Consider the following 23,396-nt stretch of genomic DNA (forward strand, 5'->3'; position numbering starts at 1 on the left):
AGTTAGGTAAATGATAAAGAGATTGTGATTAAGTGCAAGCCGTCGTCGTCCCGCTTTTCATGCGAAAATTATTCAGCAGCACAATCAAAAGTCTGTGATGTGAGTTGCAAAAGCCATCTTGCCGTTGTCATTTTCCTGTGTATGATAAAACCACTGGAAAGGGTGTCTAAAAATTTGCTGTACACCCTAGCGACCCGTCGCCAAACCAGGACAAACCCGTCATGCGCATTGAAGAAGATTTGAAGTTAGGTTTTAAAGACGTACTCATCCGCCCTAAACGTTCTACTCTCAAAAGCCGTTCCGAAGTTGAACTGGAACGCACATTCACATTCAAACACTCTGGTATCAGCTGGTCTGGCACACCGATTATTGCCGCGAACATGGACACCGTCGGAACATTCCGTATGGCGACCGTTCTGGCATCTTTCGGTCTTCTGACCGCGGTGCATAAGCATTACACCGTAGAACAGTGGCAGGCATTCATCACTTCAGCGGATGAATCAGTCCTGCGCAATGTGATGGTTTCTACCGGAACGTCTGAAGCGGATTTCGTCAAAACTCTGCAAATCCTTGCTCTGTCGCCGCTGCTGAAATTTGTTTGTCTGGATGTCGCGAACGGGTACTCCGAACATTTTGTCGGTTTCCTGCAACGCGTACGTGAAGCCTGCCCGGATAAAGTGATCTGCGCCGGTAACGTGGTCACCGGTGAAATGGTTGAAGAACTGATCCTTTCAGGTGCTGATATCGTTAAAGTCGGTATCGGGCCGGGATCGGTATGTACAACCCGTGTGAAAACCGGTGTGGGTTATCCGCAGCTTTCTGCGGTAATTGAATGTGCAGATGCCGCTCACGGTCTGGGCGGTCAGATTGTCAGTGACGGCGGTTGCGCGGTTCCTGGTGATGTGGCGAAAGCCTTCGGCGGCGGCGCTGATTTCGTCATGCTCGGCGGTATGTTGGCTGCGCATGAAGAGTGTGAAGGTACCGTCGTCGAAGAGAATGGCGAAAAGTTCATGCTTTTCTATGGTATGAGCTCAGAGTCTGCCATGAAACGTCACGTTGGCGGTGTTGCAGAATACCGTGCAGCAGAAGGTAAAACGGTAAAATTACCTCTGCGTGGTCCGGTTGAAAACACCGTACGTGATGTCCTCGGTGGCCTGCGTTCAGCCTGTACTTATGTCGGTGCTGAGCGTCTTAAAGAACTGACCAAACGTACGACCTTTATCCGCGTAGCGGAGCAGGAAAACCGCCTGTTCGGCAGCAAATAAGTCAGTTATCTCTGATGCGGCGAGACTCGTTTTCGCCGCTTTCTGTTTTTTTTCATTCTGCTTTATCCGTTTTCCTATCCCATCACCGACCCCAGCTGGAATATCGGAAGATACATTGCAATCACCAGCCCGCCCACAATGATCCCCATTACTGCCATCAGCACGGGTTCAATGGTTTGCGACAAAGTGTCGGCCAGTGAATTCGCTTTATGGTTATGCAGGTGCGCGAGTTTTTGCAGTAGCTCATCCAGAGAACCTGATTCTTCACCGATTTTAATCAGCTGATGGCATAAGGTCGGAAACAGCGGTGACTGAACAAACGCTTTGTGTAGGGGGATCCCTTGCATGATCTGCTCACGTATCTGGTTCAGTGCGGCCTGAAAATGCAAATTAGATACAGAAGCAGAGGCCGCCGCCAGCCCTGCGATTAATGTCATTCCTGCCTGTTGTGTCATCGCCAGTGTTTGAAAAATTTGGCCGAGGCAGCTGTCTGTTACCAGCCGTGAAGTCAGGGGCAACCGGAGCAGAAGTTTTTGCTCACGCAGTTTCCAGCGAATGTGCGGATGCATTTTTTGCAGATATCCAAAACAACAAAGCAAAAGTGCTCCTGCTATCCACGGGCCTGTCGTGATCAACGCTTCCGAAGTGTTGATTAGCATCTGAGTAAACCACGGCAACTTAGCATCAAAGGAAGCGTAAATCTTCGCAAACTCAGGCAGAACCAGCGTCAGCATCAGCACGGTAACAACAGTGGCAATCGCGCTGACGATCAGCGGATAACGCAGAGCTTTTTTCACCTTATTTCTCAATTCAGCCTGTTGTTCCTGCTGGGTCGCCAGTTGCAGACAGCATCTGTCCAGCTGACCCGTCAGCTCGCCTATCGAAATAATTTGCCGGTAAATATCAGGAAACGTATCGGGATACTGGCCCAGCATCTCTGAAAGAGGTTTTCCCTCGCGGACGCCTTTGGCGATGTTCAGCAGCACGCAGTTCCACGCTGCTTTCGTATGCTCATTGCCCAGCAACGTCAGGCTATTCATCAGGGGTAAACCGGCCTGCAGAAGCGTCGCCAGTTGTCTGACAAAGGCGACGCGCTCCTGATTTTTCCAAAATTGCCTTCTCAGGCGTTGCTTCATCCTGATACTCACCGGCTGCAAACCTGCGGCAAAGAGCTGCTGGTAAATGTTGTCTTTATTTATTTCAATGCAATTTCCCTGCTGAATACTTCCCAGCGTATCGACTGCCTGCCATTGATAAAGTCGCCACTTTTTAGAAACAGCCCCGGTTTCGTTCATAAGCCGGTGTCTTCCCCGGTAACTCTGTAGAGTTCTTCAAGTGAGGTGATACCTTGCTCGACCAGTAGCATTCCCGCTTCCTGCAAGGTTTTCTGTCCCTGCTCTCGGGCGATTTTACTCAGTTCAGTCACACCCGCACCCGAGACCAGGGCCTGCTGCAACCGGGGGGTAATATTGAGTGTCTCGTAAATCCCTGTACGTCCGTAGTAGCCGGAAAAACATTGATGGCATCCCGCGGCTAACCAAAGTGGCATTGTGCTGCTGTGCCCATCGGGGCCTTTTTCGACCAGTGCCATATGTGCTTTGCGGCAATGTGGGCAAAGTTTTCGAACCAGTCGCTGTGCGATGACCAGACGTAAACTGGCTGCTATATGAAAGCCTTCGATCCCCATTTGTCTCAGACGGGTCAGCGTCTCGCAGGTGGAATTGGTGTGGAGAGTAGAAAGCACCATATGCCCGGTCTGCGCCGCTTTTACAGCAATCTCGGCAGTTTCTTTATCCCGGATTTCACCGACCATAATCACATCAGGATCCTGACGTAATAATGCCCGCAGGACACCGGCAAAACTCAGATCCGTTTTGCTGTTGATCTGCGTCTGATTAATGCCGCTGACCGGAATTTCGATCGGATCCTCAACGCTGCAGATATTTCGGGTAATGGCGTTCAGATGCCGCAGGCCGCTGTAGAGCGTCACTGTTTTTCCGCTGCCTGTCGGGCCGGTGACCAGAATCAATCCCTGCGGATGTTTAAGCGCTGCTTTGAAATAGTCGAGATCGCGTGGCGTAAACCCCAGCTGTGACATTGACAGATCCTGCTGTGTCATATGGAGTATCCGCAGCACGATTTTTTCACCGTGCAGCGTCGGCAGGGACGAAACCCGCATCGAGTATCGCTGATTTTGCAGCATCACTGAAAGCTGACCGTCCTGCGGCAATCTGCGTTCTGCCACGTTGAGCTGCCCCATAATTTTCAGGCGTGCGCATACGCTGGCAGCCATCGAAAACTCAGGGCCGGGGATTTCCTGTAATACGCCATCAATCCGGACGCGAACCCGGAAGCTGTGCTCAAAAGGTTCAAAGTGAATATCCGAGGCGCGACGGGTAATAGCGTGCCTGAGGATCTGGTTAAGCACATTAATGACCGGGGCTTCACTTTGGGCGCTAAGTTCATTCTCGTCATGGGAAACTGACGGGGTTGGCTCCTCCTGCACGGCATTTTGCTGCGAGCCGGAAGGGTCTTTTTCCATTACCTGTTCCAGCCGCGCCTGTGGCCAGCGTTCAAGCTGGACTTTCAAGCCGGTGGCGAAACGCAGCACGTTGCTCAGCGATTCCGTGTCCGCCTCGCTTTCATGACAGGCAACGCGAAGGGTCTGCGGGTCACGATGTAAAATGACGGCTTTATATCGCTGGCACAGGGCTTCAAGCGAAGCTTCACTTTGCTGCCTTTCGCTATGTACCGGCGAAACAGTGGTCAGTGGTGTATCGGTCATTGAGTTGCTCCCTGACTGTCAAAACGAAATACGCTTTCGCACGCATCAACCATCGAAGTATTGGCGGCGTTCGTGCAACTGCGATTCCAGACGATCCCCCCTGCCAGATTATCGACCACCGGTGTCATGACGACGCTGAGCCCATCGAGCGCCTGTTGCCCGGTGAGCGATATGACGCCTGCGCTGACGCGTACCTGGCTGACATAACGGCTGCTGGTTGCAGCGGGGATCCCCTGAGTGCCTGCGTTGCAACCCGTCAGGGTTCCGACATCAATCACACACAATTCGACGCCGGTTTTATACGGCACCATCGTTTGCAGCATGTCGGTCATGGCGGCTTTCTGGATATAGCTCTGGTAAGCGGGTATGCCGATGGCGCTGAGGATCGCAATAATCGCGATCACGACCATCAGTTCAATGAGGGTAAATCCTTGTTGCCGGTGCATGGCGTTCTCCGTTAAGTAAAACTGCGGGGGTAATGCTCTGGCAGCAAACTAAACGCAGATATCACCGGACTCCAGCCCCATTGTTGGCTTCTACGCGATGTCTTCCAGGATAAATATGCATGTTATTCAGGACGGCAAAATTTTTGCGTAATGCTCCGCAAGAATGATGATGAAATGAAAAAGGGGATGGCAGTCAGGCCGTGAGAATGCGAGGGTAATGCGGCAAGATGAAATAGACCGGAAGAAGTCGTGTTGCCCCTGAAAAGGAAGTCAGGGGCAACAGCGCAGCAATCAGCTAAAGCGCATGGAGAGATCCATCGCTCTGACATGTTTAGTCAGCGCACCGACGGAAATATAATCCACGCCGGTTTCTGCGAACTCACGCAGCGTTGTTTCCGTAACATTACCGGAGACTTCAAGCAGCGCGCGACCGGCGGTCAGTGCCACGCCTTCGCGCATCATCGGTACGGTAAAGTTATCGAGCATGATGATGTCCGCTTTTGCATCCAGCGCCTGCTGAAGTTCATCGAGGGATTCGACTTCGACTTCCACAGGAACCTCGGCATGGATCCACAATGCGCGCTCGACTGCCGCTTTAATTGAGCCACAGGCAATGATGTGGTTTTCTTTAATAAGAAACGCATCGGCCAGACCCAGACGGTGATTGCTTCCGCCACCGCACAGCACGGCATATTTCAATGCAGTACGCAGACCCGGCAAAGTTTTGCGGGTGTCCAGCAGCTTGGTTTTTGTGCCTTGCAGAATTTTCACATAGTGATTCACTTCGGTTGCCACGCCGGAGAGCGTTTGCACAAAATTCAGCGCGGTACGTTCGCCGGTCAGCAACATACGTGCGGAGCCGGAAAGTTCGCATAACGTCTGGTTTTCAGAAACTGCGTCGCCGTCTTTAACATGCCATCTGACGGTGATTTTGTCCCCGGCCAGTTGCTTAAAGACTTCATCCAGCCAGCGTTGCCCGCAAAAAATGCCAGGTTCCCGGGTGATGATTGTGGCGGTCGCGTTTTTATCCTGCGGTAACAATTGCGCCGTTAAATCATTGTTAGCATTAGCTTCGCCGCCGAGGTCTTCGCCCAGGGCTTGAGTCACAAGAGTTGGAATATCATTCTGGATACGTTCGAGTAACTGTGCGCGGCGACTTTCAGGGCTGTAGCTGCGGGTAGACATACAAATACTCCGAAATGGCGGATAAGAAGGACAAAAAAACATGCTACCCTGTTGCTGTGATAAGTACCACACAAGCACATCATTGAGGTCTTTGATGCACTTAGAACAAGGCTGGATAGCCGAAGCCCGGCGGGTCGTTTCTCCCCATTTTGATCTCCGTCCTGACGATGAAATCCCCTCGTTGCTGGTTGTCCACAACATCAGTTTGCCGCCCGGAAAATTCGGCGGTCCTTATATTGATCAACTCTTTACCGGCACCCTGAACCCGCAGGACGATCCTTATTTTGAAGGCATCCACCAGCTGCGTGTTGCTGCGCATTGCCTGATCCGGCGCGATGGCGAAATTGTTCAATACGTTCCTTTTGATAAACGTGCCTGGCATGCAGGTGTTTCAATCTGGCAGGGGCGCGAACGCTGCAATGATTTCTCCATTGGCATCGAGCTGGAGGGCACTGATTTTGAGCCTTTTACTGACGCGCAATATCGCAGTCTCGCTGCTGTTACTGATTTGTTAATTAAGCACTATCCCATTAATCTTGATGCCATTACCGGACACAGTGATATTGCTCCGGGGCGTAAGACCGATCCCGGCCCTGAATTTGACTGGGCATTTTATCGCAAGCTGATAACGCTGCCGGTAGGGCAGAATAGTTCTTCTGACCAGTGAGTTAACGCGGCCTCTGGTGTGTGTTGAGCATGTGATGTATTGAGAGAGAGTGACAATCGATGACGTTATTTACTTTGCTGCTGGTGCTGGCTTGGGAACGGCTGTTCAAACTGGGTGAACACTGGCAGCTGGACCATCGGTTCGAGGTGATATTCCGCCGCGGGCGGCAGACTTCCCTGGTGAAAACGCTGGCTATCATGGTCATCTGGATGGCGGTGATCTGGGTCGTACTGCGTGCACTGCAGGGGATCTTCTTTGGCGTACCGACGCTGATTTTATGGGTGATTTTGTGTCTGCTGTGTATTGGCGCGGGAATTAAACGTAAGCATTATCGCGCTTATCTTAAGTCCGCCCGTCAGGGGGATGCTGACGCCAGCAAAGAAATGGCTGAAGAACTGGCGTTAATCCATGGCCTGCCGACGGATTGCACGGAAGAAGCCCGCTTGCGGGAACTGCAAAATGCGCTGTTATGGATAAACTACCGTTACTATCTCGGGCCATTATTTTGGTTTGTGGTGTGCGGACCCTTCGGCCCGGTTGCTTTAGGCGGATATGCAGCCTTGCGCGGATACCAGACCTGGCTGGCGCGCCATATGCCGCCTTTAAAACGTGCGCAATCCGGCGTTGATGCTCTGCTGCATATTCTGGACTGGATCCCGGTTCGTCTGGCGGGTGTGGCTTATGCACTGCTGGGCCACGGTGAGAAAGCGCTGCCGGCGTGGTTTGCTTCGCTTGGTGATATTCACTCGTCACAGTATCAGGTATTAACCCGTCTGGCGCAGTTCTCGCTGGCACGTGATCCGCATACCGATCCGGTACAAACGCCACGCGCTGCGGTGAGTCTGGCACGCAAAGTGACGATGATTATTCTGGTCGTTGTTGCGCTTCTGACGATTTACGGCACGCTGATTTAACGAGATTCTGCTGCACCTCTGGTCACTACAAAGCACGAATAAAAAAGCCCGGCACATTTTCATGTTCGGGCTTTTTGTTTTTATCCGCGCTGTTTTTGCAAGGTCAGCGGCCGGTTATCGGCGGCGGGTTCACCGAAATCTGGCATCCCGTTTTCATCCCAGCGAAGGGTCTTTATGCGCGTATGCCGGTTAGGGTCATAAAGTGGATCACCTTCTATTTCCGTGTAATTTCGCGCGTGATACACCAGTACATCTTCGCCCTGTTCGTTGCGGGTAAAGCTGTTGTGGCCAGGGCCGAACTGTTTGTTCTGCGCCTGGGTGGTGAACACCGGATGCTGAGATTTATGCCAGTTCGCCGGATCCATCAGATTGCTACTGAGATCTGCCCAAAGTAAACCAATACAGTAATTCTCGTCGGTGGCGCTGGCGGAATAAGTGATGAAAATCTTATCGCCATGGGTGATCACCGCCGGGCCTTCGTTGACCCAAAAACCGATGATTTCCCAATCCAGTTCAGGTTTGGTAAGCAAGACTGGCGGCGATTTCAGCGTCCACGGGTTTTCCATTTCAGCCAGATACAGATTGGAGTTTCCGCGAATTGCCGGGTCTTTCTGCGCCCACAGATAATAGCTTTTGCCCTGATGTTCGAAATGCGTGGCATCGAGGGAGAAGCTGTCGATAGGCGTCTGGATCCGGCCTTTCTCCTGCCATTTTCCCGTAAGCGGATCGGCCTCTTCGCACACCAGCGCATACATCCGGTGCTGGAATAATCCGTCCACAATTTCCTGCGACGGCGCAGCGGCGTAATAGATAACCCATTTATCGTTAATAAAATGCAGTTCCGGCGCCCAAATCAGTGCGCTCATCGGTCCGGTTTCAGGTTTATGCCAGACGACGGTCGCTGGCGCGCTGGCAAGGCCGGTCAGCGTTGGCGAGCGGCGGATCTCCAGCCGGTCATATTCAGGAACCGACGCGATAAAGTAATAGTTTCCGTCGCTGTGCAGCCAGATATGCGGGTCTGCGCGTTGCTCAATCAGCGGATTAGGGTAATTACTCATGTTTCAGCTCCTTGCTGTTCAGTGAGACGCTGGCGATATCCGCGTCTTGTGCATTTTTTGCGTCGTGATATTCATTCAGCTCGCGGTAATTACGGCGACGAATTTCCAGATCAGCCTGAATGGTGCGCATGGTTTCGCGATCCACTTTCAGTAAACGCACCACACCGGCAGTAATCAGATATCCCACACCTGGGATGATGGTGAACAACAGCACAATGCCGTTGATTGCGTGGTCACTTTGCTGTGTTGCTCCGGCATTGTAGCCATAAGCGGAGAGCAGGAAGCCGACCATCGCACCCGCCACCGCCAGCCCGCATTTGAGGAAGAACAGGTTGCCGGAGAAGCTGATACCGGTGACGCGTTTCCCGGTTTTCCATTCGCCATAATCATCCACATCGGCCATCAGCGACCAGTGCAGCGGGGAAGGGAGCTGGTGCATGATGTTCAGAATGAAGTACGCCACCAGAATCAGCGTTGTGGCGTGCGGATCGAGGAAATAGAAGCCGCAGGAGAAAATTGTCAGGATGATGTTGGCCCAGAAGAACACTTTCAGTTTGCAGTATTTATCGGTCAGCGGTTTTGCCAGTGCGCTGCCGATCATCATGCCCACTACGCCCAGGCTGATAAACATACTGGCGAACGACGTGGACTTTTCCATAACCCAGGTGACGTAATACATGGTGGCTGCCATCCGGATGAAGCCCGGACAGACGTTGCAGAATGTCAGCAACAGGATGCGCACCCACTGGTCGTTTTTCCATACATCTTTCAGGTCAGATTTCAGGGCGTGTTTAGAAGGTACCGCTGGCTGGATGCGTTCTTTCACCGAGCTGAAGCAGAACAGGAACATAAACAGCGCGATGATCGCCATCACGCCCATAGACATCTGATAGCCCTTGGCTTTATCCGCGCCGCCGAAAAAATCCGCCATTGGCAGAAGAGTCGATGACAGGATCAGTGTGGCAATCCCAACCATAAAGAAACGGTAAGACTGACAGGCCACACGTTCATGCGGATCGGCAGTAATTACGCCCCCCAGTGAACAGTAAGGAATGTTAATGGCTGTGTAAGTCAGTGACATCAGGAAGTAGGTGACAAAAGCATAGATAACCTTGCTGTTATAGCTCCATTCTGGCGTGGTGAACATCAGCACGCTGAAAAGAACATACGGCACCGAAACCCATAACAAATACGGGCGGAACCGTCCCCAGCGGGTGGTCGTGCGATCGGCAATCGCGCCCATGATCGGGTCGGTGACGGCGTCAATGACGCGTACTGAAAGCAGTAATACGCCGACCAGCGCCGGTGCTAAACCGAAAACGTCAGTGTAAAAATAATTAAGAAACAGCATGATGGCGCCGCCAATCATATTACAGCCTGCATCCCCCATGCCGTACGCCACTTTCTCTTTGAACGACAGCGCGCCTTCCTTCATGGATGTTCTCTCCGGATAGATGTCAAAAGGACAGTTGTTAAAAAACTGTTTGATAGCCCAGAGTATTGGCTCAGGAAGGGAATAAGAGTCAGGAGGTAAGAGTCGTGAAGATGGACGATTTGGTCATCTCAGAAAAAGTGTGACCTGTATAACAAGACGCCCCGGTAAGTGATTTAGCCGGGGCGTCTGAGAATTTTAAACAATTACTATTGCTTAAGCGTTAACGGATTTTCCGCTTTGCTGATTCTTGATCCAGTAACCGATGCCCAGAACGACAAGCCAGACCGGGATCAGCCATACGGAGATCGCCATGCCAGGGGTCATAGCCATGATCACCAGAATCGCCGCCATAAACAGCAGACAGATGTAGTTACCCACCGGATACAGCAGCGCTTTGAACTTAGGTTCCACGCCTTCACGACGTTTAGCCTGACGGAATTTCATGTGCGCAAGGCTTATCATCGCCCAGTTGATCACCAGTGCAGAAACCACCAGTGCCATCAGCAGACCAAACGCTTCTCCCGGCATCAGATAGTTAATCAGAACGCAAAGTGCGGTAGTGGCAGCAGAAACGAGGATGGAAGCCACCGGCACGCCGCGTTTGTCGACTTTCATCAGGGATTTTGGCGCGTTGCCTTGCTGTGCCAGACCGAACAACATGCGGCTGTTACAGTAAACACAGCTGTTGTAGACGGACAGGGCAGCAGTCAGGATCACCACGTTCAGAGCATTCGCAACCAGTGCATCACCCAGTTCATGGAAGATCAGGACGAACGGGCTGGTGTCTGGCCCGACGCGGGTCCACGGCATCAGGGAAAGCAGTACGGCCAGTGAGCCCACATAGAAAATCAGAATGCGGTAGATAACCTGATTGGTGGCTTTAGGAATGCTGATTTCCGGATTATCCGCTTCAGCGGCGGTGATACCGACCAGTTCCAGACCACCGAACGAGAACATGATGATGGCCATCATCATGACCAGCCCGGTCATACCATGCGGCAGGAATCCTCCTTGTTCCCAGAGGTTACGTACTGTGGCCTGCGGACCTGCGGTATCGCTGAACAGTAACCAGCCGCCGAACAGAATCATCGCCACAACGGCAACCACTTTGATGATCGCAAACCAGAATTCCATCTCACCAAAAACTTTAACGTTGGTGAGGTTGATGGCGTTGATCAGCACGAAAAATACAGCCGCAGAAGCCCATGTTGGGATCTCCGGATACCAGAATTGAATATATTTACCTACTGCGGTCAGTTCTGCCATCGCCACCAGCACGTACAGAACCCAGTAGTTCCAGCCGGAAGCAAAGCCCGCGAATCCACCCCAGTATTTATAAGCAAAGTGGCTGAATGAGCCTGCAACCGGCTCCTCAACAACCATTTCACCTAACTGGCGCATAATTAAAAAGGCAATAAAACCTGCAATTGCGTAACCCAGAATAATCCCCGGCCCCGCAGACTGAATGACGGAAGCGCTGCCCAGAAACAGCCCTGTGCCGACGGCCCCACCTAGTGCAATCAGCTGAATATGGCGGTTTTTTAGACCACGCTTCAGCTCATCGCCTTGTTGTTGATCAACCATTTACCTGTCCTCTGTCATTGGGGCAAAACCCATAACATTCTGCGTGTTATAAAGAATGTAAGGCGATAATTACACTTTTTGTATTTAATTATTTACGGCTGGATTGTGCCTAAAAAGCAGCATCATCTACCGTTCGGCCAAGAATAGTGGTATGCGCAAAAGTTTGCACGGGGTTTATGCATCATCTGCATAACAAATAGCCAAATTGACTGGAAAATTGTTCAGGATCTAAAAAATGTGATCTGCGGCTGGGTAAAAAAGATAAATGATAAGAATTTGTTAAATTGTGCGGGGTCGACGCATTTACTGGGTAGCCATATGGACACAAGGTGAATACTTTGTTACTTTACGGCCACGTTTTTTAAATTGGTATTACCAATTGACTCCGGCAACTTACAGAGTCGCTACTCGCAGAGAACAGCACATATATGGCTTACAGCAAAATCCGACAGCCTAAGTTATCCGATGTGATCGAGCAGCAACTTGAGTTCCTGATCCTCGAAGGCACTTTGAGACCCGGGGAAAAGCTTCCGCCAGAGCGCGAACTGGCCAAACAGTTTGATGTATCGCGACCTTCTCTCAGAGAGGCAATCCAAAGCCTGGAAGGGAAGGGGCTACTCCTGCGCCGTCAGGGTGGTGGTACTTTCGTACAAAGTAATCTCTGGCAAAGCGTGAGCGATCCGCTGGCCGAATTACTGGCCGACCATCCTGAATCACAATTCGATCTCCTTGAAACACGCCATGCCCTTGAAGGGATCGCTGCCTATTACGCGGCGCTTCGTGGCACAGAGGAAGATTTGCAGCGCATTCGCGATTGTCATGTGGTCATTCAGACTGCACAAGACAGCGGGGACCTGGATGCAGAAGCCGACGCGGTGATGCAGTATCAGGTTGCTGTAACAGAAGCAGCGCATAATGTCGTGCTGCTGCATTTGGTTCGCTGTATGGGACCGATGCTCGAGAAGAACGTTCGACAGAACTTTGAATTGCTATACTCACGCCGCGAAATGTTGGCGACGGTTAGCAACCACCGCGCCAGTATTTTCGAGGCGATTGTTGCACGGGAACCAGAAATAGCGCGTGCCGCATCTCACCGTCACCTGGCGTTCATTGAAGAAGTTTTGCTGGATCTCAGCAGGGAACACACCCGGCGGGATCGGTCTTTACGACGGCTCCAGCAACGAAAAGATGAAAGTTAACCCACGGGGTTAATTTTTAGAGCCTTCATTTGAGGGCTCACGGCAACTACATGACGGGCCTGTCTTCGTGTGCTTTCTCATCACCAAGACCGTTTTAGAAAGAGCGCAGGAAGACAGGCTCCAGATAAACCAACGTATTAGATACAGATAAGGAAAAGCACCATGTCAGAACGTGTAAATAATGACGTGGATCCGATCGAAACTCGCGACTGGCTACAAGCGATCGAATCGGTCATCCGTGAAGAAGGTGTTGAGCGTGCACAGTTCCTGATCGATCAGGTTCTGAGTGAAGCGCGTAAGGGCGGCGTGAGCGTCGCTGCTGGTGCAGCCAGCCGTAACTACGTCAATACCATCGCTGTTGAAGACGAACCTGAGTACCCAGGTAACCTGGAGCTGGAACGTAACATTCGTACCGCTATCCGCTGGAACGCCATCATGACCGTTCTGCGTGCGTCCAAGAAAGACCTGGAACTCGGTGGCCACATGGCTTCTTTCCAGTCTTCTGCGACCGTGTACGAAGTGTGTTTCAACCACTTCTTCCGCGCACGCAACGAAAAAGACGGCGGCGATCTGGTTTACTTCCAGGGCCACATCTCTCCGGGCGTTTACGCACGTGCTTTCCTTGAAGGCCGCCTGACAGAAGACCAGATGAACAATTTCCGTCAGGAAGTTCACGGTAAAGGTCTGTCTTCTTATCCGCACCCTAAACTGATGCCAGAATTCTGGCAGTTCCCGACCGTTTCCATGGGTCTGGGCCCAATCGGTGCTATCTATCAGGCTAAGTTCCTGAAATATCTGGAACACCGTGGTCTGAAAGACACTTCCGCACAGCGCGTTTACGCGTTCCTGGGCGACGGTGAAATGGACGAACCAGAATCCAAAGGTGCGATCACCATCGCCACCCGTGAGAAACTGGACAACCTGTGCTTCATCATCAACTGTAACTTACAGCGTCTTGATGGCCCGGTAACCGGTAACGGCAAAATCATCAACGAACTGGACGGCATCTTTGCAGGCGCTGGCTGGAACGTGATCAAAGTGATTTGGGGCAACCGTTGGGATGAGCTGCTGCGTAAAGATACCAGCGGTAAACTGATCCAGCTGATGAACGAAACCGTTGATGGCGACTACCAGACCTTCAAGTCCCGCGACGGCAAATACGTTCGTGAACACTTCTTCGGTAAATACCCTGAAACCGCCGCTCTGGTCAAAGATATGACCGACGACGAAATCTGGGCGCTGAACCGTGGCGGTCATGATCCGAAGAAAGTCTTCGCTGCACTGAACAAAGCACAGAACACCAAAGGCCAGCCGACCGTTATCCTTGCGCATACCATTAAAGGTTATGGCATGGGCGACGCTGCCGAAGGTAAAAACATTGCTCACCAGGTGAAAAAAATGAACATGGATGGCGTACGCTATATCCGTGATCGTTTCAGCGTGCCAGTTGCCGATGAAAATCTGGAAAAACTGCCGTACATCACTCTGGAAAAAGACTCTGCAGAATACAAATACCTGCATGAGCGTCGTGCTGCGCTGAAAGGCTACCTGCCGACTCGTCTGCCAAACTTCACTCAGAAGCTGGAAATGCCGAAACTGGAAGACTTCTCACAACTGCTGGAAGAGCAGAAGAAAGAGATCTCTACCACTATCGCTTTCGTCCGTGCCCTGAACGTGATGCTGAAAAACGACTCTATTAAAGACCGTCTGGTCCCGATCATCGCCGACGAAGCGCGTACATTCGGTATGGAAGGTCTGTTCCGTCAGATTGGTATTTACAGCCCGAACGGCCAGCAGTATACCCCGCAGGACCGTGAGCAGGTTGCTTACTATAAAGAAGACGAGAAAGGTCAGATCCTGCAGGAAGGTATTAACGAACTGGGCGCCGCTTCTTCATGGCTCGCCGCAGCGACTTCTTACAGCACCAATGATCTGCCAATGATCCCGTTCTACATCTACTACTCCATGTTCGGTTTCCAGCGTATCGGCGACCTGTGCTGGGCAGCGGGTGACCAGCAGGCGCGTGGCTTCCTGATCGGCGGTACTTCAGGTCGTACTACCCTGAACGGCGAAGGTTTGCAGCACGAAGATGGTCATAGCCACATTCAGTCTCTGACTATCCCGAACTGTATTTCTTACGATCCGTCTTACGCTTACGAAGTCGCTGTCATCATGCATGATGGTCTGGTTCGTATGTACGGCGATGCGCAGGAAAACGTCTACTACTACATCACTACGCTGAACGAAAACTACCATATGCCAGCCATGCCAGAAGGCGCGGAAGAAGGCATCCGTAAGGGTATCTACAAGTTAGACACTCTGGAAGGTAGCAAAGGTAAAGTGCAGCTTCTGGGCTCCGGTTCAATTCTGCGTCACGTACGTGAAGCGGCTGAAATCCTGTCCAAAGACTACGGCGTAGGTTCTGACGTTTACAGCGTGACATCCTTCACTGAACTGGCCCGCGACGGTCAGGACTGTGAGCGCTGGAACATGCTGCACCCAACCGAAACGCCACGCGTTCCGTACATCGCCCAGGTGATGAGCGACGCGCCAGCGGTTGCGTCTACCGACTATATGAAACTGTTTGCTGAACAGGTTCGTACTTACGTTCCGGCCAGCGATTATCGCGTACTGGGTACAGACGGCTTCGGTCGTTCAGACAGCCGCGAAAACCTGCGTCACCACTTCGAGGTGGATGCTTCCTACGTTGTGGTTGCTGCGCTGGGTGAATTGGCTAAACGCGGTGAAATCGAAACGTCTGTAGTGGCAGAAGCCATTAAGAAATTCGATATCAACCCTGAAAAAGTTAACCCGCGTCTGGCATAAGAGGTAAAGACAGATGGCTATTGAAATTAACGTACCGGACATCGGTGCAGATGCAGTGGAAGTCACCGAAATTATGGTGAAGGTGGGCGATAAGGTTGAAGTTGAACAATCGCTGATCACCGTTGAAGGCGACAAAGCTTCTATGGAAGTGCCTTCTCCACAGGCTGGCGTGGTCAAAGAAATTAAAGTTGCGGTCGGCGATACCGTCGAGACCGGCAAACTGATTATGATCTTTGAAGCCGCCGACGGTGCTGCTGATGCAGCACCCGCGAAACAGGAAGCGAAAGCAGAAGCAAATGTTCAAGAGAACGCTGCCGCTGCGCCTGCTTCGAGCGAAAGCAAAGAAGTGAACGTGCCTGATATCGGTGGCGACGAAGTTGAAGTCACAGAAATCATGGTAAAAGTAGGCGACACCGTGACAGCTGAGCAATCGCTGATCACCGTAGAAGGCGACAAAGCCTCTATGGAAGTCCCTGCGCCGTTCGCGGGCAAAGTTAAAGAAATCAAAATCGCTGCGGGCGACAAAGTCAGCACCGGTTCTCTGATCATGGTCTTCGAAGTTGCAGGTTCTGGTGCAGCAGCACCGGCCGCAGCAGCAGAAACCAAATCAGACGCGGCTCCAGCAGCTCCAGCTCAGACCGGCAGCAAAGAAGTGAACGTACCAGATATCGGTGGCGACGAAGTTGAAGTCACTGAAATCATGGTTAAAGTTGGCGATAAAATCAGTGCAGAACAGTCACTGATCACCGTTGAAGGCGATAAAGCTTCAATGGAAGTCCCGGCACCGTTCGCGGGCACCGTGAAAGAAATCAAAATCGCTGCGGGCGACAAAGTCAGCACCGGCTCTCTGATCATGGTCTTCGAAGTAGAAGGCGCTGCGCCTGCTGCTCCGGCGGCTAAGAAAGAAGAAGCGGCTGCACCTGCGAAACAGGAACAGAAAGCGGCTGCCCCTGCTGCTTCAGCCGCGAGCAAAGGCGAATTCGCTGAGAACGACGCTTACGTTCACGCCACGCCGGTTATCCGTCGTCTGGCCCGTGAATTCGGCGTTAATCTGGCGAAAGTCAAAGGGACTGGCCGTAAAGGTCGTATCCTGCGCGAAGACGTTCAGACTTACGTGAAAGACGCAGTCAAACGTGCTGAAGCCGCTCCGGCAGCAGCAACGGGTGGCGGTCTGCCGGGCATGCTGCCTTGGCCGAAAGTAGACTTCAGCAAGTTCGGTGAGATTGAAGAAGTTGAGCTGGGCCGTATCCAGAAAATCTCTGGTGCGAACCTGAGCCGTAACTGGGTGATGATCCCGCACGTTACGCACTTCGACAAAACCGATATCACTGAGCTGGAAGCGTTCCGTAAACAGCAGAACGATGAAGCCGCTAAACGCAAACTGGACGTGAAATTCACCCCGGTCGTCTTCATCATGAAAGCCGTTGCCGCTGCGCTTGAGCAGATGCCACGCTTCAACAGTTCACTGTCTGAAGATGGTCAGAAACTGACGCTGAAAAAATACATCAACATCGGTGTGGCGGTAGATACGCCAAACGGTCTGGTTGTTCCGGTCTTCAAAGACGTGAACAAGAAAGGCATCGCCGAGTTGTCCCGTGAGCTGATGGCTATCTCCAAGAAAGCCCGTGACGGTAAACTGACTGCTGGCGAAATGCAGGGCGGTTGCTTCACTATCTCCAGCCTCGGTGGTATCGGGACGACCCACTTCGCGCCAATCGTCAACGCGCCGGAAGTGGCTATCCTCGGTGTTTCCAAGTCTGCTATCGAGCCAGTCTGGAACGGTAAAGAGTTCACACCGCGTCTGATGATGCCAATGTCGCTCTCCTTCGACCACCGTGTCATTGACGGTGCCGATGGTGCGCGCTTCATTACCATCATCAACAACGTGTTGTCTGACATTCGCCGCCTGGTGATGTAAGCGAAAAGCCGGCCAATCGGCCGGCTTTTTTCTGATAATCTCTTCATGCTGTTTGAGATTTTCCGGGGCTAAGCACAAATCGTATGCCGTTTGTTGTTTCAAATTTGTTAACAATTTTGTAAACTGCGGGCGGATAGAACGACCCGGTGGATGATGGGCGTTGCGACATAAAAATGACGTCAGACCCGCCGGACATAAATTAAGAGGTCATGATGAGTACTGAAATTAAAACTCAGGTCGTGGTACTTGGGGCTGGCCCTGCGGGCTATTCTGCTGCTTTCCGTTGCGCTGATTTAGGTCTTGAAACCGTTCTGGTTGAGCGTTATTCCACCCTCGGTGGCGTGTGCCTGAACGTAGGTTGTATCCCTTCTAAAGCTCTGCTGCACGTCGCGAAAGTGATCTCTGAAGCAAAAGCACTGGCAGAACACGGTATTGTTTTCGGTGAGCCGAAAACTGACATCGACAAAGTTCGTGTCTGGAAAGAAAAAGTCATCAACCAGCTGACCGGTGGTCTGGCAGGTATGGCGAAAGGCCGTAAAGTCAAAGTCGTGAACGGCTTGGGCAAATTTACTGGCGCAAATACTCTGGTTGTTGAAGGCGAAAACGGTCCTACGACCATCACTTTCGACAATGCCATCATTGCGGCGGGCTCCCGTCCAATCAAACTGCCGTTCATTCCACATGATGACCCGCGTGTATGGGATTCTACCGATGCGCTGGAACTGAAAACCGTCCCTGAGCGTCTGCTCGTGATGGGTGGCGGTATCATCGGTCTGGAAATGGGTACCGTTTACCACGCGCTGGGTTCTCAGATTGACGTGGTAGAAATGTTCGATCAGGTTATTCCTGCGGCTGACAAAGACGTGGTGAAAGTCTTCACCAAGAAAATCAGCAAGCAATTCAACCTGATGCTGGAAACCAAAGTGACTGCGGTAGAAGCCAAAGAAGACGGCGTCTACGTCACAATGGAAGGCAAAAAAGCCCCTGCAGAACCACAGCGTTATGACGCCGTGCTGGTGGCTATCGGCCGTGTACCCAACGGTAAACTGCTGGAAGCGGGCGCTGCGGGCATCGAAGTTGACGATCGTGGTTTCATCCACGTCGACAAACAAATGCGCACTAACGTGCCACACATCTTTGCAATCGGCGATATTGTCGGTCAGCCAATGCTGGCGCACAAAGGTGTTCACGAAGGTCACGTGGCTGCCGAAGTTATCTCCGGCAAGAAACACTACTTCGACCCGAAAGTCATCCCATCCATTGCCTACACTGAGCCAGAAGTTGCCTGGGTTGGTCTGACTGAGAAAGAAGCGAAAGAAAAAGGCATCAGCTACGAAACCGCCACCTTCCCGTGGGCTGCTTCTGGCCGTGCTATCGCTTCTGATTGTGCAGACGGTATGACCAAACTGATCTTCGACAAAGAATCTCACCGTGTTATCGGTGGTGCGATTGTCGGTACTAACGGCGGCGAGCTGCTGGGTGAAATCGGTCTGGCTATCGAAATGGGTTGTGATGCAGAAGATATCGCGCTGACCATCCATGCTCACCCGACTCTGCACGAGTCCGTGGGTCTGGCAGCAGAAATCTACGAAGGCAGCATTACTGACCTGCCAAATCCGAAAGCGAAAAAGAAGTAACTTTCTGATAATGACTTTCTGTTGAAAGTAAAAACGGCCCTATGGGGCCGTTTTTTTTGCCTGAAATCAGTGCCGAAGAGCCTGAACTCAATGCAAAAAAAATCAGTATTCGTCTGGCAGGCGCTTATTGATGGCAATCAGCTTTCCGTTCTGGATATCGATATAACCGCCTACGCGTAAATCCGCCAGAATCTTCATGACGCCACTGCGCGCTAAATTAGAACGCTCCAGAATGAAATTTGCCATGCTGTTTTTGCGGCGAATTTCTTCCGGTAAGCGCTCCATTTCCTGTAACAGGCCGCAAATAATGTCATAGGCAGTGCGGTTGATCATCAGGTCGGAATGGTAGCTGCGGTAATCGGTAAAGCTGGTGCTGTAAGCGATGAGCTCTCTCACCAGTTCATTATCGACAATCAGGTCGATAGCCGTCTCGCGCGACAGCGCACTCACCTTACTTTCCTTTTTCCCTTTAAAAATAAAGGATGAACTGCTGTATTCAGACGTCATTAACCCCAGAATTGCGGGCGCGGTGGCGATGCCGTACAGCAAGTTGTCTGAAGATCGATAGACTTTGATTTCGCCTTCTAACAGCAAAATGATTTGCTGATGGCCGTCTTCTGCATTCATGGTGATAAGAGTATTTGCGTCGTCTGACACCACCGGGGAGGAGTGCGGGAGAAACGCGTCAACCAGGCGTGTGATGGCTTCTAACGGTTTTTGACCCGGTGGCGATTTTTTACCTTTGTGTGGAATATTACTGTTCGTCTTCATGTTCGATAAGTTTCTCGTCAGAGGGCCGGTCATTGCTTCATGCTATCAAGTTTGGCATAGGGTTATAGAAGATTCTTAAACATTTAAATGTTATCTGCACGCCAGTATCTGCCCGCTGCGCAAGGCGTTAGCCGATGCCATAACGGCATATCGGAAAGGAATATTTTGTCCTTAACGATTCAGCAAGAATTTAATGTTGCTTTTTTGTAAACAGATTAACACCCCCTGAAAATCCTGCTATGCTGCTTCGGCGCTAAAGGACACTGTGCTCCGGTTCAGGATGTGTCGTAAACCGACAAAGAAACAATCATACCCGCAGTGTCCCCGACTCATCAGACAATCCGATATTCCGCTGTCCCTGCAGGATTACTACCGGTCTGATGAGGGAAGCCAGGCATAATAAATGACAATGAGAGCGAGGAGAAAGTCGTGCTAGAAGAATACCGTAAGCACGTAGCCGAGCGTGCTGCAGAGGGCATCGTCCCTAAGCCACTTGATGCTTCACAGATGGCAGCGTTGGTTGAGTCCCTGAAAAATCCGCCGAAAGGCGAAGAAGATACTCTGTTAGACCTGCTGATTAATCGTGTTCCACCGGGCGTCGACGAAGCCGCCTATGTTAAAGCCGGGTTCCTGGCTGCAGTCGCCAAAGGCGAAACTACCTCCCCGTTGGTCACTCCTGAAAAAGCCGTTGAACTGCTGGGCACCATGCAGGGCGGTTACAACATTCATCCGCTGATCGACGCACTGGAGAGCACAACGCTGGCACCTATTGCCGCCAAAGCGCTGTCTCACACGCTGCTGATGTTTGATAACTTCTACGATGTGGAAGAAAAAGCACACGCCGGCAACGAATACGCGAAAAAAATTCTGCAGTCATGGGCCGATGCCGAATGGTATCTGTCACGCCCTCAGCTGGCTGAAAAAATCACCGTTACTGTCTTTAAAGTGACGGGCGAAACCAACACCGATGATTTGTCACCGGCTCCGGATGCCTGGTCCCGTCCAGATATCCCGCTGCACGCGCTGGCAATGCTGAAGAACGAACGCGAGGGTATCCATCCGGATGAACCTGGCAGCGTCGGTCCGATCAAGCAAATCGATGAACTGAATAAAAAAGGTTTCCCGCTGGCTTACGTTGGTGACGTAGTCGGTACTGGATCCTCACGTAAATCAGCCACCAACTCCGTGTTGTGGTTCATGGGCGATGATATTCCTCATGTGCCGAACAAACGCGGCGGCGGTGTGGTTCTCGGCGGTAAAATCGCGCCAATCTTCTTCAACACCATGGAAGATGCCGGTGCATTGCCGATCGAAGTGGACGTTTCTGACCTGAATATGGGCGATGTTATCGACATCTATCCGTACCAGGGCGAAGTGCGTAACCACGAAACCAACGCAGTGATCGCCACTTTCGAACTGAAAACCGACGTACTGCTCGACGAAGTGCGTGCGGGTGGCCGTATTCCGCTGATCATTGGCCGTGGTTTAACCACCAAAGCCCGTGAGTCACTGAAACTGCCTCAGAGCGAAGTGTTCCGTATTGCTAAGCCAGTTGCTGCAAGCAATAAAGGTTTCTCGCTGGCGCAGAAAATGGTTGGCCGCGCCTGTGGCGTTGCCGGTATTCGTCCGAACGAATATTGCGAACCAAAAATGACGTCAGTGGGTTCTCAGGACACCACCGGTCCTATGACCCGTGATGAGCTGAAAGACCTGGCCTGTCTGGGCTTCTCAGCCGATCTGGTGATGCAGTCATTCTGTCATACCGCTGCGTATCCTAAGCCGGTTGACGTGACCACACACCACACGCTGCCCGATTTCATCATGAACCGCGGCGGTGTTTCACTGCGCCCTGGCGACGGTATCATCCACTCGTGGCTGAACCGTATGCTGCTGCCGGACACAGTCGGTACCGGCGGTGACTCCCATACCCGTTTCCCGATCGGGATTTCCTTCCCTGCGGGCTCCGGTCTGGTGGCGTTTGCTGCGGCGACCGGCGTGATGCCTCTTGATATGCCGGAATCCGTTCTGGTGCGTTTCAAAGGCAAAATGCAACCGGGTATCACCCTGCGTGATCTGGTTCATGCGATCCCTTACTACGCGATCAAAGAAGGTCATCTGACCGTTGAGAAGAAGGGTAAGAAAAACCTCTTCTCAGGCCGTATTCTGGAAATCGAAGGTCTGCCGGAACTGAAAGTAGAACAGGCATTTGAACTGGCGGATGCGTCCGCAGAACGTTCAGCGGCAGGTTGTACGATCAAACTGGATCAGGCGCCAATCAAAGAATACCTGAGCTCTAACATCGTGCTGCTGAAGTGGATGATCTCTGAAGGTTACGGCGATCGTCGTACCATCGAGCGCCGCATCAAGGGCATGGAAGAGTGGCTGGCTAATCCGAACCTGCTGGAAGCCGATGCCGATGCCGAATACGCGGCGGTCATCGAAATCGATCTGGCTGACATCAAAGAGCCGATCCTTTGTGCGCCGAACGATCCGGATGATGCGCGTCTGTTGTCTTCCGTGCAGAACAGCAAAATCGACGAAGTGTTCATCGGTTCGTGCATGACCAACATTGGTCACTTCCGTGCGGCAGGTAAACTTCTCGACAGCCATAAAGGCGCGTTGCCAACCCGTCTGTGGGTTGCGCCACCGACCAAAATGGATGCAGCTCAGCTGACCGAAGAAGGCTATTACAGCGTCTTTGGTAAGAGCGGTGCGCGTGTAGAAATCCCAGGTTGTTCACTGTGCATGGGTAACCAGGCGCGTGTGGCCGACGGTTCTACCGTGGTTTCCACCTCTACCCGTAACTTCCCGAACCGTCTGGGCAACGGTGCTAATGTTTATCTGGCATCGGCTGAACTGGCGGCTGTTGCGTCCCTGCTGGGACGTCTGCCAACGCCGGAAGAATACCTGGGTTACATGGCTGAAGTGGATAAGACAGCGGCAGATACCTACCGTTATCTGAACTTCGACAAGCTGAGTGAATATACGGATAAAGCTGACGGCGTGATCTTCCAAACCGCAGTCTAAATCGTCTTTCTTGACGACAGTGATTTGAAGAAGGCTGCGGCCTGATGCGGATCATAGAAGATAACCAGACCGATCCCATGGCTGGTGTAAAAAGGGTTCATGTTCAACATGAACCCTTTTTTATATTTGCTTTTTAATGCAGCTAAGTGATTATAATATATTATTAATAAATGGGATTATCTTTACTGTTTATTTTTTCTTAAATAATCATTAAGTGGATGCCGCGGGACTGAACGTTTAGTTTCTGCGGTTCCGCGAACTAAATCTGCCTTCCCAGTTTATTTCGCCTTTTTCATGATAAATATCGAGCGAAATAAACAATGCGCGTCTCAAAAGCAATTTGCTTATTACAAATAGGCCTTCAGTTTTCTTATTCTTCCATGTGCATTTACGCCTTTTCATTTGACGCCGCCGCTGAAGCCAGGGCGCCTGTGGTGTCTGAGAAAACGGCAAATGAAAAGTTACCCTCTGCCAGCCGCCAGGGAGGAGCTTCAGACACGACGACAGCTTCGGATACCGAGAGTAATACCTCAATGGCAGGGCTCGCCGCTCAATCCGGTGCAATGCTTGCGGGAAATTCATCAAGTGATGCGCTAAAAGGTATGGTCGCTTCCGGTGCCACCGGCAAGGCGGCGCAAAGCGTGGAGTCCTGGCTAAACCAGTTCGGGACCGCGCGCGT

The 23,396-nt window shown here is 51.8% G+C and carries 17 protein-coding genes; 9 read left to right on the forward strand and 8 right to left on the reverse strand.

Features of this window, described 5'->3' with window-relative positions:
• Window positions 1–221: 221 nt before the first annotated feature.
• Window positions 222–1,265 (forward strand): GMP reductase, encoded by a 1,044-nt coding sequence (locus tag D5398_RS13355; RefSeq protein ID WP_120508069.1) that lies wholly within the window; start codon window positions 222–224, stop codon window positions 1,263–1,265.
• Between the two features lie 74 nt (window positions 1,266–1,339).
• Here the strand turns inward: D5398_RS13355 and hofC are convergent, their stop codons facing one another.
• The 4 genes from hofC to nadC all read right to left on the reverse strand — a co-directional run bounded on the left by hofC (window position 1,340) and on the right by nadC (window position 5,681).
• Entirely contained in the window at window positions 1,340–2,560 is a 1,221-nt protein-coding gene (gene hofC / locus D5398_RS13360) for a protein transport protein HofC (RefSeq protein WP_120508070.1), read from the reverse strand.
• Complete coding sequence (gene gspE / locus D5398_RS13365; RefSeq protein ID WP_120508071.1) at window positions 2,557–4,050, reverse strand: type II secretion system protein GspE; 1,494 nt, start codon at window positions 4,048–4,050, stop codon at window positions 2,557–2,559. The genes hofC and gspE overlap by 4 nt, the downstream gene beginning before the upstream one ends.
• On the reverse strand, window positions 4,047–4,496 hold the full coding sequence (gene ppdD / locus D5398_RS13370; RefSeq protein ID WP_120508072.1) for a prepilin peptidase-dependent pilin: 450 nt from the start codon (window positions 4,494–4,496) through the stop codon (window positions 4,047–4,049). Before ppdD ends, gspE begins: the two co-directional genes overlap by 4 nt.
• Window positions 4,497–4,787: 291 nt before the next feature.
• A complete protein-coding gene (gene nadC / locus D5398_RS13375) occupies window positions 4,788–5,681 on the reverse strand; it encodes a carboxylating nicotinate-nucleotide diphosphorylase (protein WP_120508073.1) in 894 nt (297 codons plus the stop codon).
• A 94-nt stretch (window positions 5,682–5,775) separates the two neighbouring features.
• On the opposite strand from nadC, the gene ampD reads away from it, so the two are divergent.
• Both ampD and ampE read left to right on the forward strand, forming a co-directional pair.
• On the forward strand, window positions 5,776–6,348 hold the full coding sequence (gene ampD, locus D5398_RS13380; protein ID WP_120508074.1) for a 1,6-anhydro-N-acetylmuramyl-L-alanine amidase AmpD: 573 nt from the start codon (window positions 5,776–5,778) through the stop codon (window positions 6,346–6,348).
• Between the two features lie 59 nt (window positions 6,349–6,407).
• Window positions 6,408–7,262, forward strand: coding sequence for a beta-lactamase regulator AmpE (gene ampE, locus D5398_RS13385; protein WP_120508075.1), 855 nt, complete (start codon window positions 6,408–6,410; stop codon window positions 7,260–7,262).
• An 80-nt stretch (window positions 7,263–7,342) separates the two neighbouring features.
• Here ampE and D5398_RS13390 read toward each other — a convergent pair whose 3' ends face one another.
• The 3 genes from D5398_RS13390 to aroP form a co-directional block, all read right to left on the reverse strand.
• Window positions 7,343–8,320: a glycoside hydrolase family 43 protein gene (locus tag D5398_RS13390; RefSeq protein ID WP_120508076.1), complete on the reverse strand. Its 978-nt coding sequence runs from the start codon at window positions 8,318–8,320 to the stop codon at window positions 7,343–7,345.
• On the reverse strand, window positions 8,313–9,755 hold the full coding sequence (locus D5398_RS13395) for a glycoside-pentoside-hexuronide (GPH):cation symporter (RefSeq protein ID WP_120508077.1): 1,443 nt from the start codon (window positions 9,753–9,755) through the stop codon (window positions 8,313–8,315). The genes D5398_RS13390 and D5398_RS13395 overlap by 8 nt, the downstream gene beginning before the upstream one ends.
• A 213-nt stretch (window positions 9,756–9,968) precedes the next feature.
• On the reverse strand, window positions 9,969–11,339 hold the full coding sequence (gene aroP, locus D5398_RS13400; protein ID WP_120508078.1) for an aromatic amino acid transporter AroP: 1,371 nt from the start codon (window positions 11,337–11,339) through the stop codon (window positions 9,969–9,971).
• A 428-nt stretch (window positions 11,340–11,767) separates the two neighbouring features.
• Here aroP and pdhR point away from each other — a divergent pair, with 428 nt between their 5' ends.
• From pdhR to lpdA, 4 genes are all read left to right on the forward strand, one after another.
• Window positions 11,768–12,538, forward strand: a complete 771-nt coding sequence (gene pdhR / locus D5398_RS13405; protein WP_013576986.1) for a pyruvate dehydrogenase complex transcriptional repressor PdhR — start codon at window positions 11,768–11,770, stop codon at window positions 12,536–12,538.
• Window positions 12,539–12,700: 162 nt separating this feature from the next.
• Window positions 12,701–15,364, forward strand: a complete 2,664-nt coding sequence (gene aceE / locus D5398_RS13410; protein WP_120508079.1) for a pyruvate dehydrogenase (acetyl-transferring), homodimeric type — start codon at window positions 12,701–12,703, stop codon at window positions 15,362–15,364.
• A gap of 13 nt (window positions 15,365–15,377) precedes the next feature.
• Entirely contained in the window at window positions 15,378–17,282 is a 1,905-nt protein-coding gene (gene aceF, locus D5398_RS13415; RefSeq protein ID WP_120508080.1) for a pyruvate dehydrogenase complex dihydrolipoyllysine-residue acetyltransferase, read from the forward strand.
• A gap of 212 nt (window positions 17,283–17,494) precedes the next feature.
• Window positions 17,495–18,919: a dihydrolipoyl dehydrogenase gene (gene lpdA / locus D5398_RS13420; protein WP_162940760.1), complete on the forward strand. Its 1,425-nt coding sequence runs from the start codon at window positions 17,495–17,497 to the stop codon at window positions 18,917–18,919.
• 102 nt (window positions 18,920–19,021) lie between these two features.
• Here lpdA and D5398_RS13425 read toward each other — a convergent pair whose 3' ends face one another.
• Window positions 19,022–19,690 (reverse strand): helix-turn-helix domain-containing protein, encoded by a 669-nt coding sequence (locus tag D5398_RS13425; protein WP_162940761.1) that lies wholly within the window; start codon window positions 19,688–19,690, stop codon window positions 19,022–19,024.
• 429 nt (window positions 19,691–20,119) lie between these two features.
• Here D5398_RS13425 and acnB point away from each other — a divergent pair, with 429 nt between their 5' ends.
• Both acnB and D5398_RS13435 read left to right on the forward strand, forming a co-directional pair.
• Complete coding sequence (gene acnB, locus D5398_RS13430) at window positions 20,120–22,717, forward strand: bifunctional aconitate hydratase 2/2-methylisocitrate dehydratase (RefSeq protein ID WP_120508083.1); 2,598 nt, start codon at window positions 20,120–20,122, stop codon at window positions 22,715–22,717.
• 320 nt (window positions 22,718–23,037) lie between these two features.
• Window positions 23,038–23,396: hypothetical protein (locus D5398_RS13435; protein ID WP_162940762.1), on the forward strand; the 359-nt coding region annotated here is incomplete at its 3' end.

Origin of the sequence: Rahnella bruchi (genome assembly GCF_003614975.1) — a bacterium.
GTDB lineage: Bacteria > Pseudomonadota > Gammaproteobacteria > Enterobacterales > Enterobacteriaceae > Rahnella > Rahnella bruchi.

What these genes read in the sequence shown, in the direction of transcription:
- D5398_RS13355 (WP_120508069.1), top strand. Translation starts at nt 222, where the DNA reads ATGCGCATTGAAGAAGATTTGAAGTTAGGTTTTAAAGACGTACTCATC.
- hofC (WP_120508070.1), bottom strand. Translation starts at nt 2,560, where the DNA reads ATGAACGAAACCGGGGCTGTTTCTAAAAAGTGGCGACTTTATCAATGG.
- gspE (WP_120508071.1), bottom strand. Translation starts at nt 4,050, where the DNA reads ATGACCGATACACCACTGACCACTGTTTCGCCGGTACATAGCGAAAGG.
- ppdD (WP_120508072.1), bottom strand. Translation starts at nt 4,496, where the DNA reads ATGCACCGGCAACAAGGATTTACCCTCATTGAACTGATGGTCGTGATC.
- nadC (WP_120508073.1), bottom strand. Translation starts at nt 5,681, where the DNA reads ATGTCTACCCGCAGCTACAGCCCTGAAAGTCGCCGCGCACAGTTACTC.
- ampD (WP_120508074.1), top strand. Translation starts at nt 5,776, where the DNA reads ATGCACTTAGAACAAGGCTGGATAGCCGAAGCCCGGCGGGTCGTTTCT.
- ampE (WP_120508075.1), top strand. Translation starts at nt 6,408, where the DNA reads ATGACGTTATTTACTTTGCTGCTGGTGCTGGCTTGGGAACGGCTGTTC.
- D5398_RS13390 (WP_120508076.1), bottom strand. Translation starts at nt 8,320, where the DNA reads ATGAGTAATTACCCTAATCCGCTGATTGAGCAACGCGCAGACCCGCAT.
- D5398_RS13395 (WP_120508077.1), bottom strand. Translation starts at nt 9,755, where the DNA reads ATGAAGGAAGGCGCGCTGTCGTTCAAAGAGAAAGTGGCGTACGGCATG.
- aroP (WP_120508078.1), bottom strand. Translation starts at nt 11,339, where the DNA reads ATGGTTGATCAACAACAAGGCGATGAGCTGAAGCGTGGTCTAAAAAAC.
- pdhR (WP_013576986.1), top strand. Translation starts at nt 11,768, where the DNA reads ATGGCTTACAGCAAAATCCGACAGCCTAAGTTATCCGATGTGATCGAG.
- aceE (WP_120508079.1), top strand. Translation starts at nt 12,701, where the DNA reads ATGTCAGAACGTGTAAATAATGACGTGGATCCGATCGAAACTCGCGAC.
- aceF (WP_120508080.1), top strand. Translation starts at nt 15,378, where the DNA reads ATGGCTATTGAAATTAACGTACCGGACATCGGTGCAGATGCAGTGGAA.
- lpdA (WP_162940760.1), top strand. Translation starts at nt 17,495, where the DNA reads ATGAGTACTGAAATTAAAACTCAGGTCGTGGTACTTGGGGCTGGCCCT.
- D5398_RS13425 (WP_162940761.1), bottom strand. Translation starts at nt 19,690, where the DNA reads ATGAAGACGAACAGTAATATTCCACACAAAGGTAAAAAATCGCCACCG.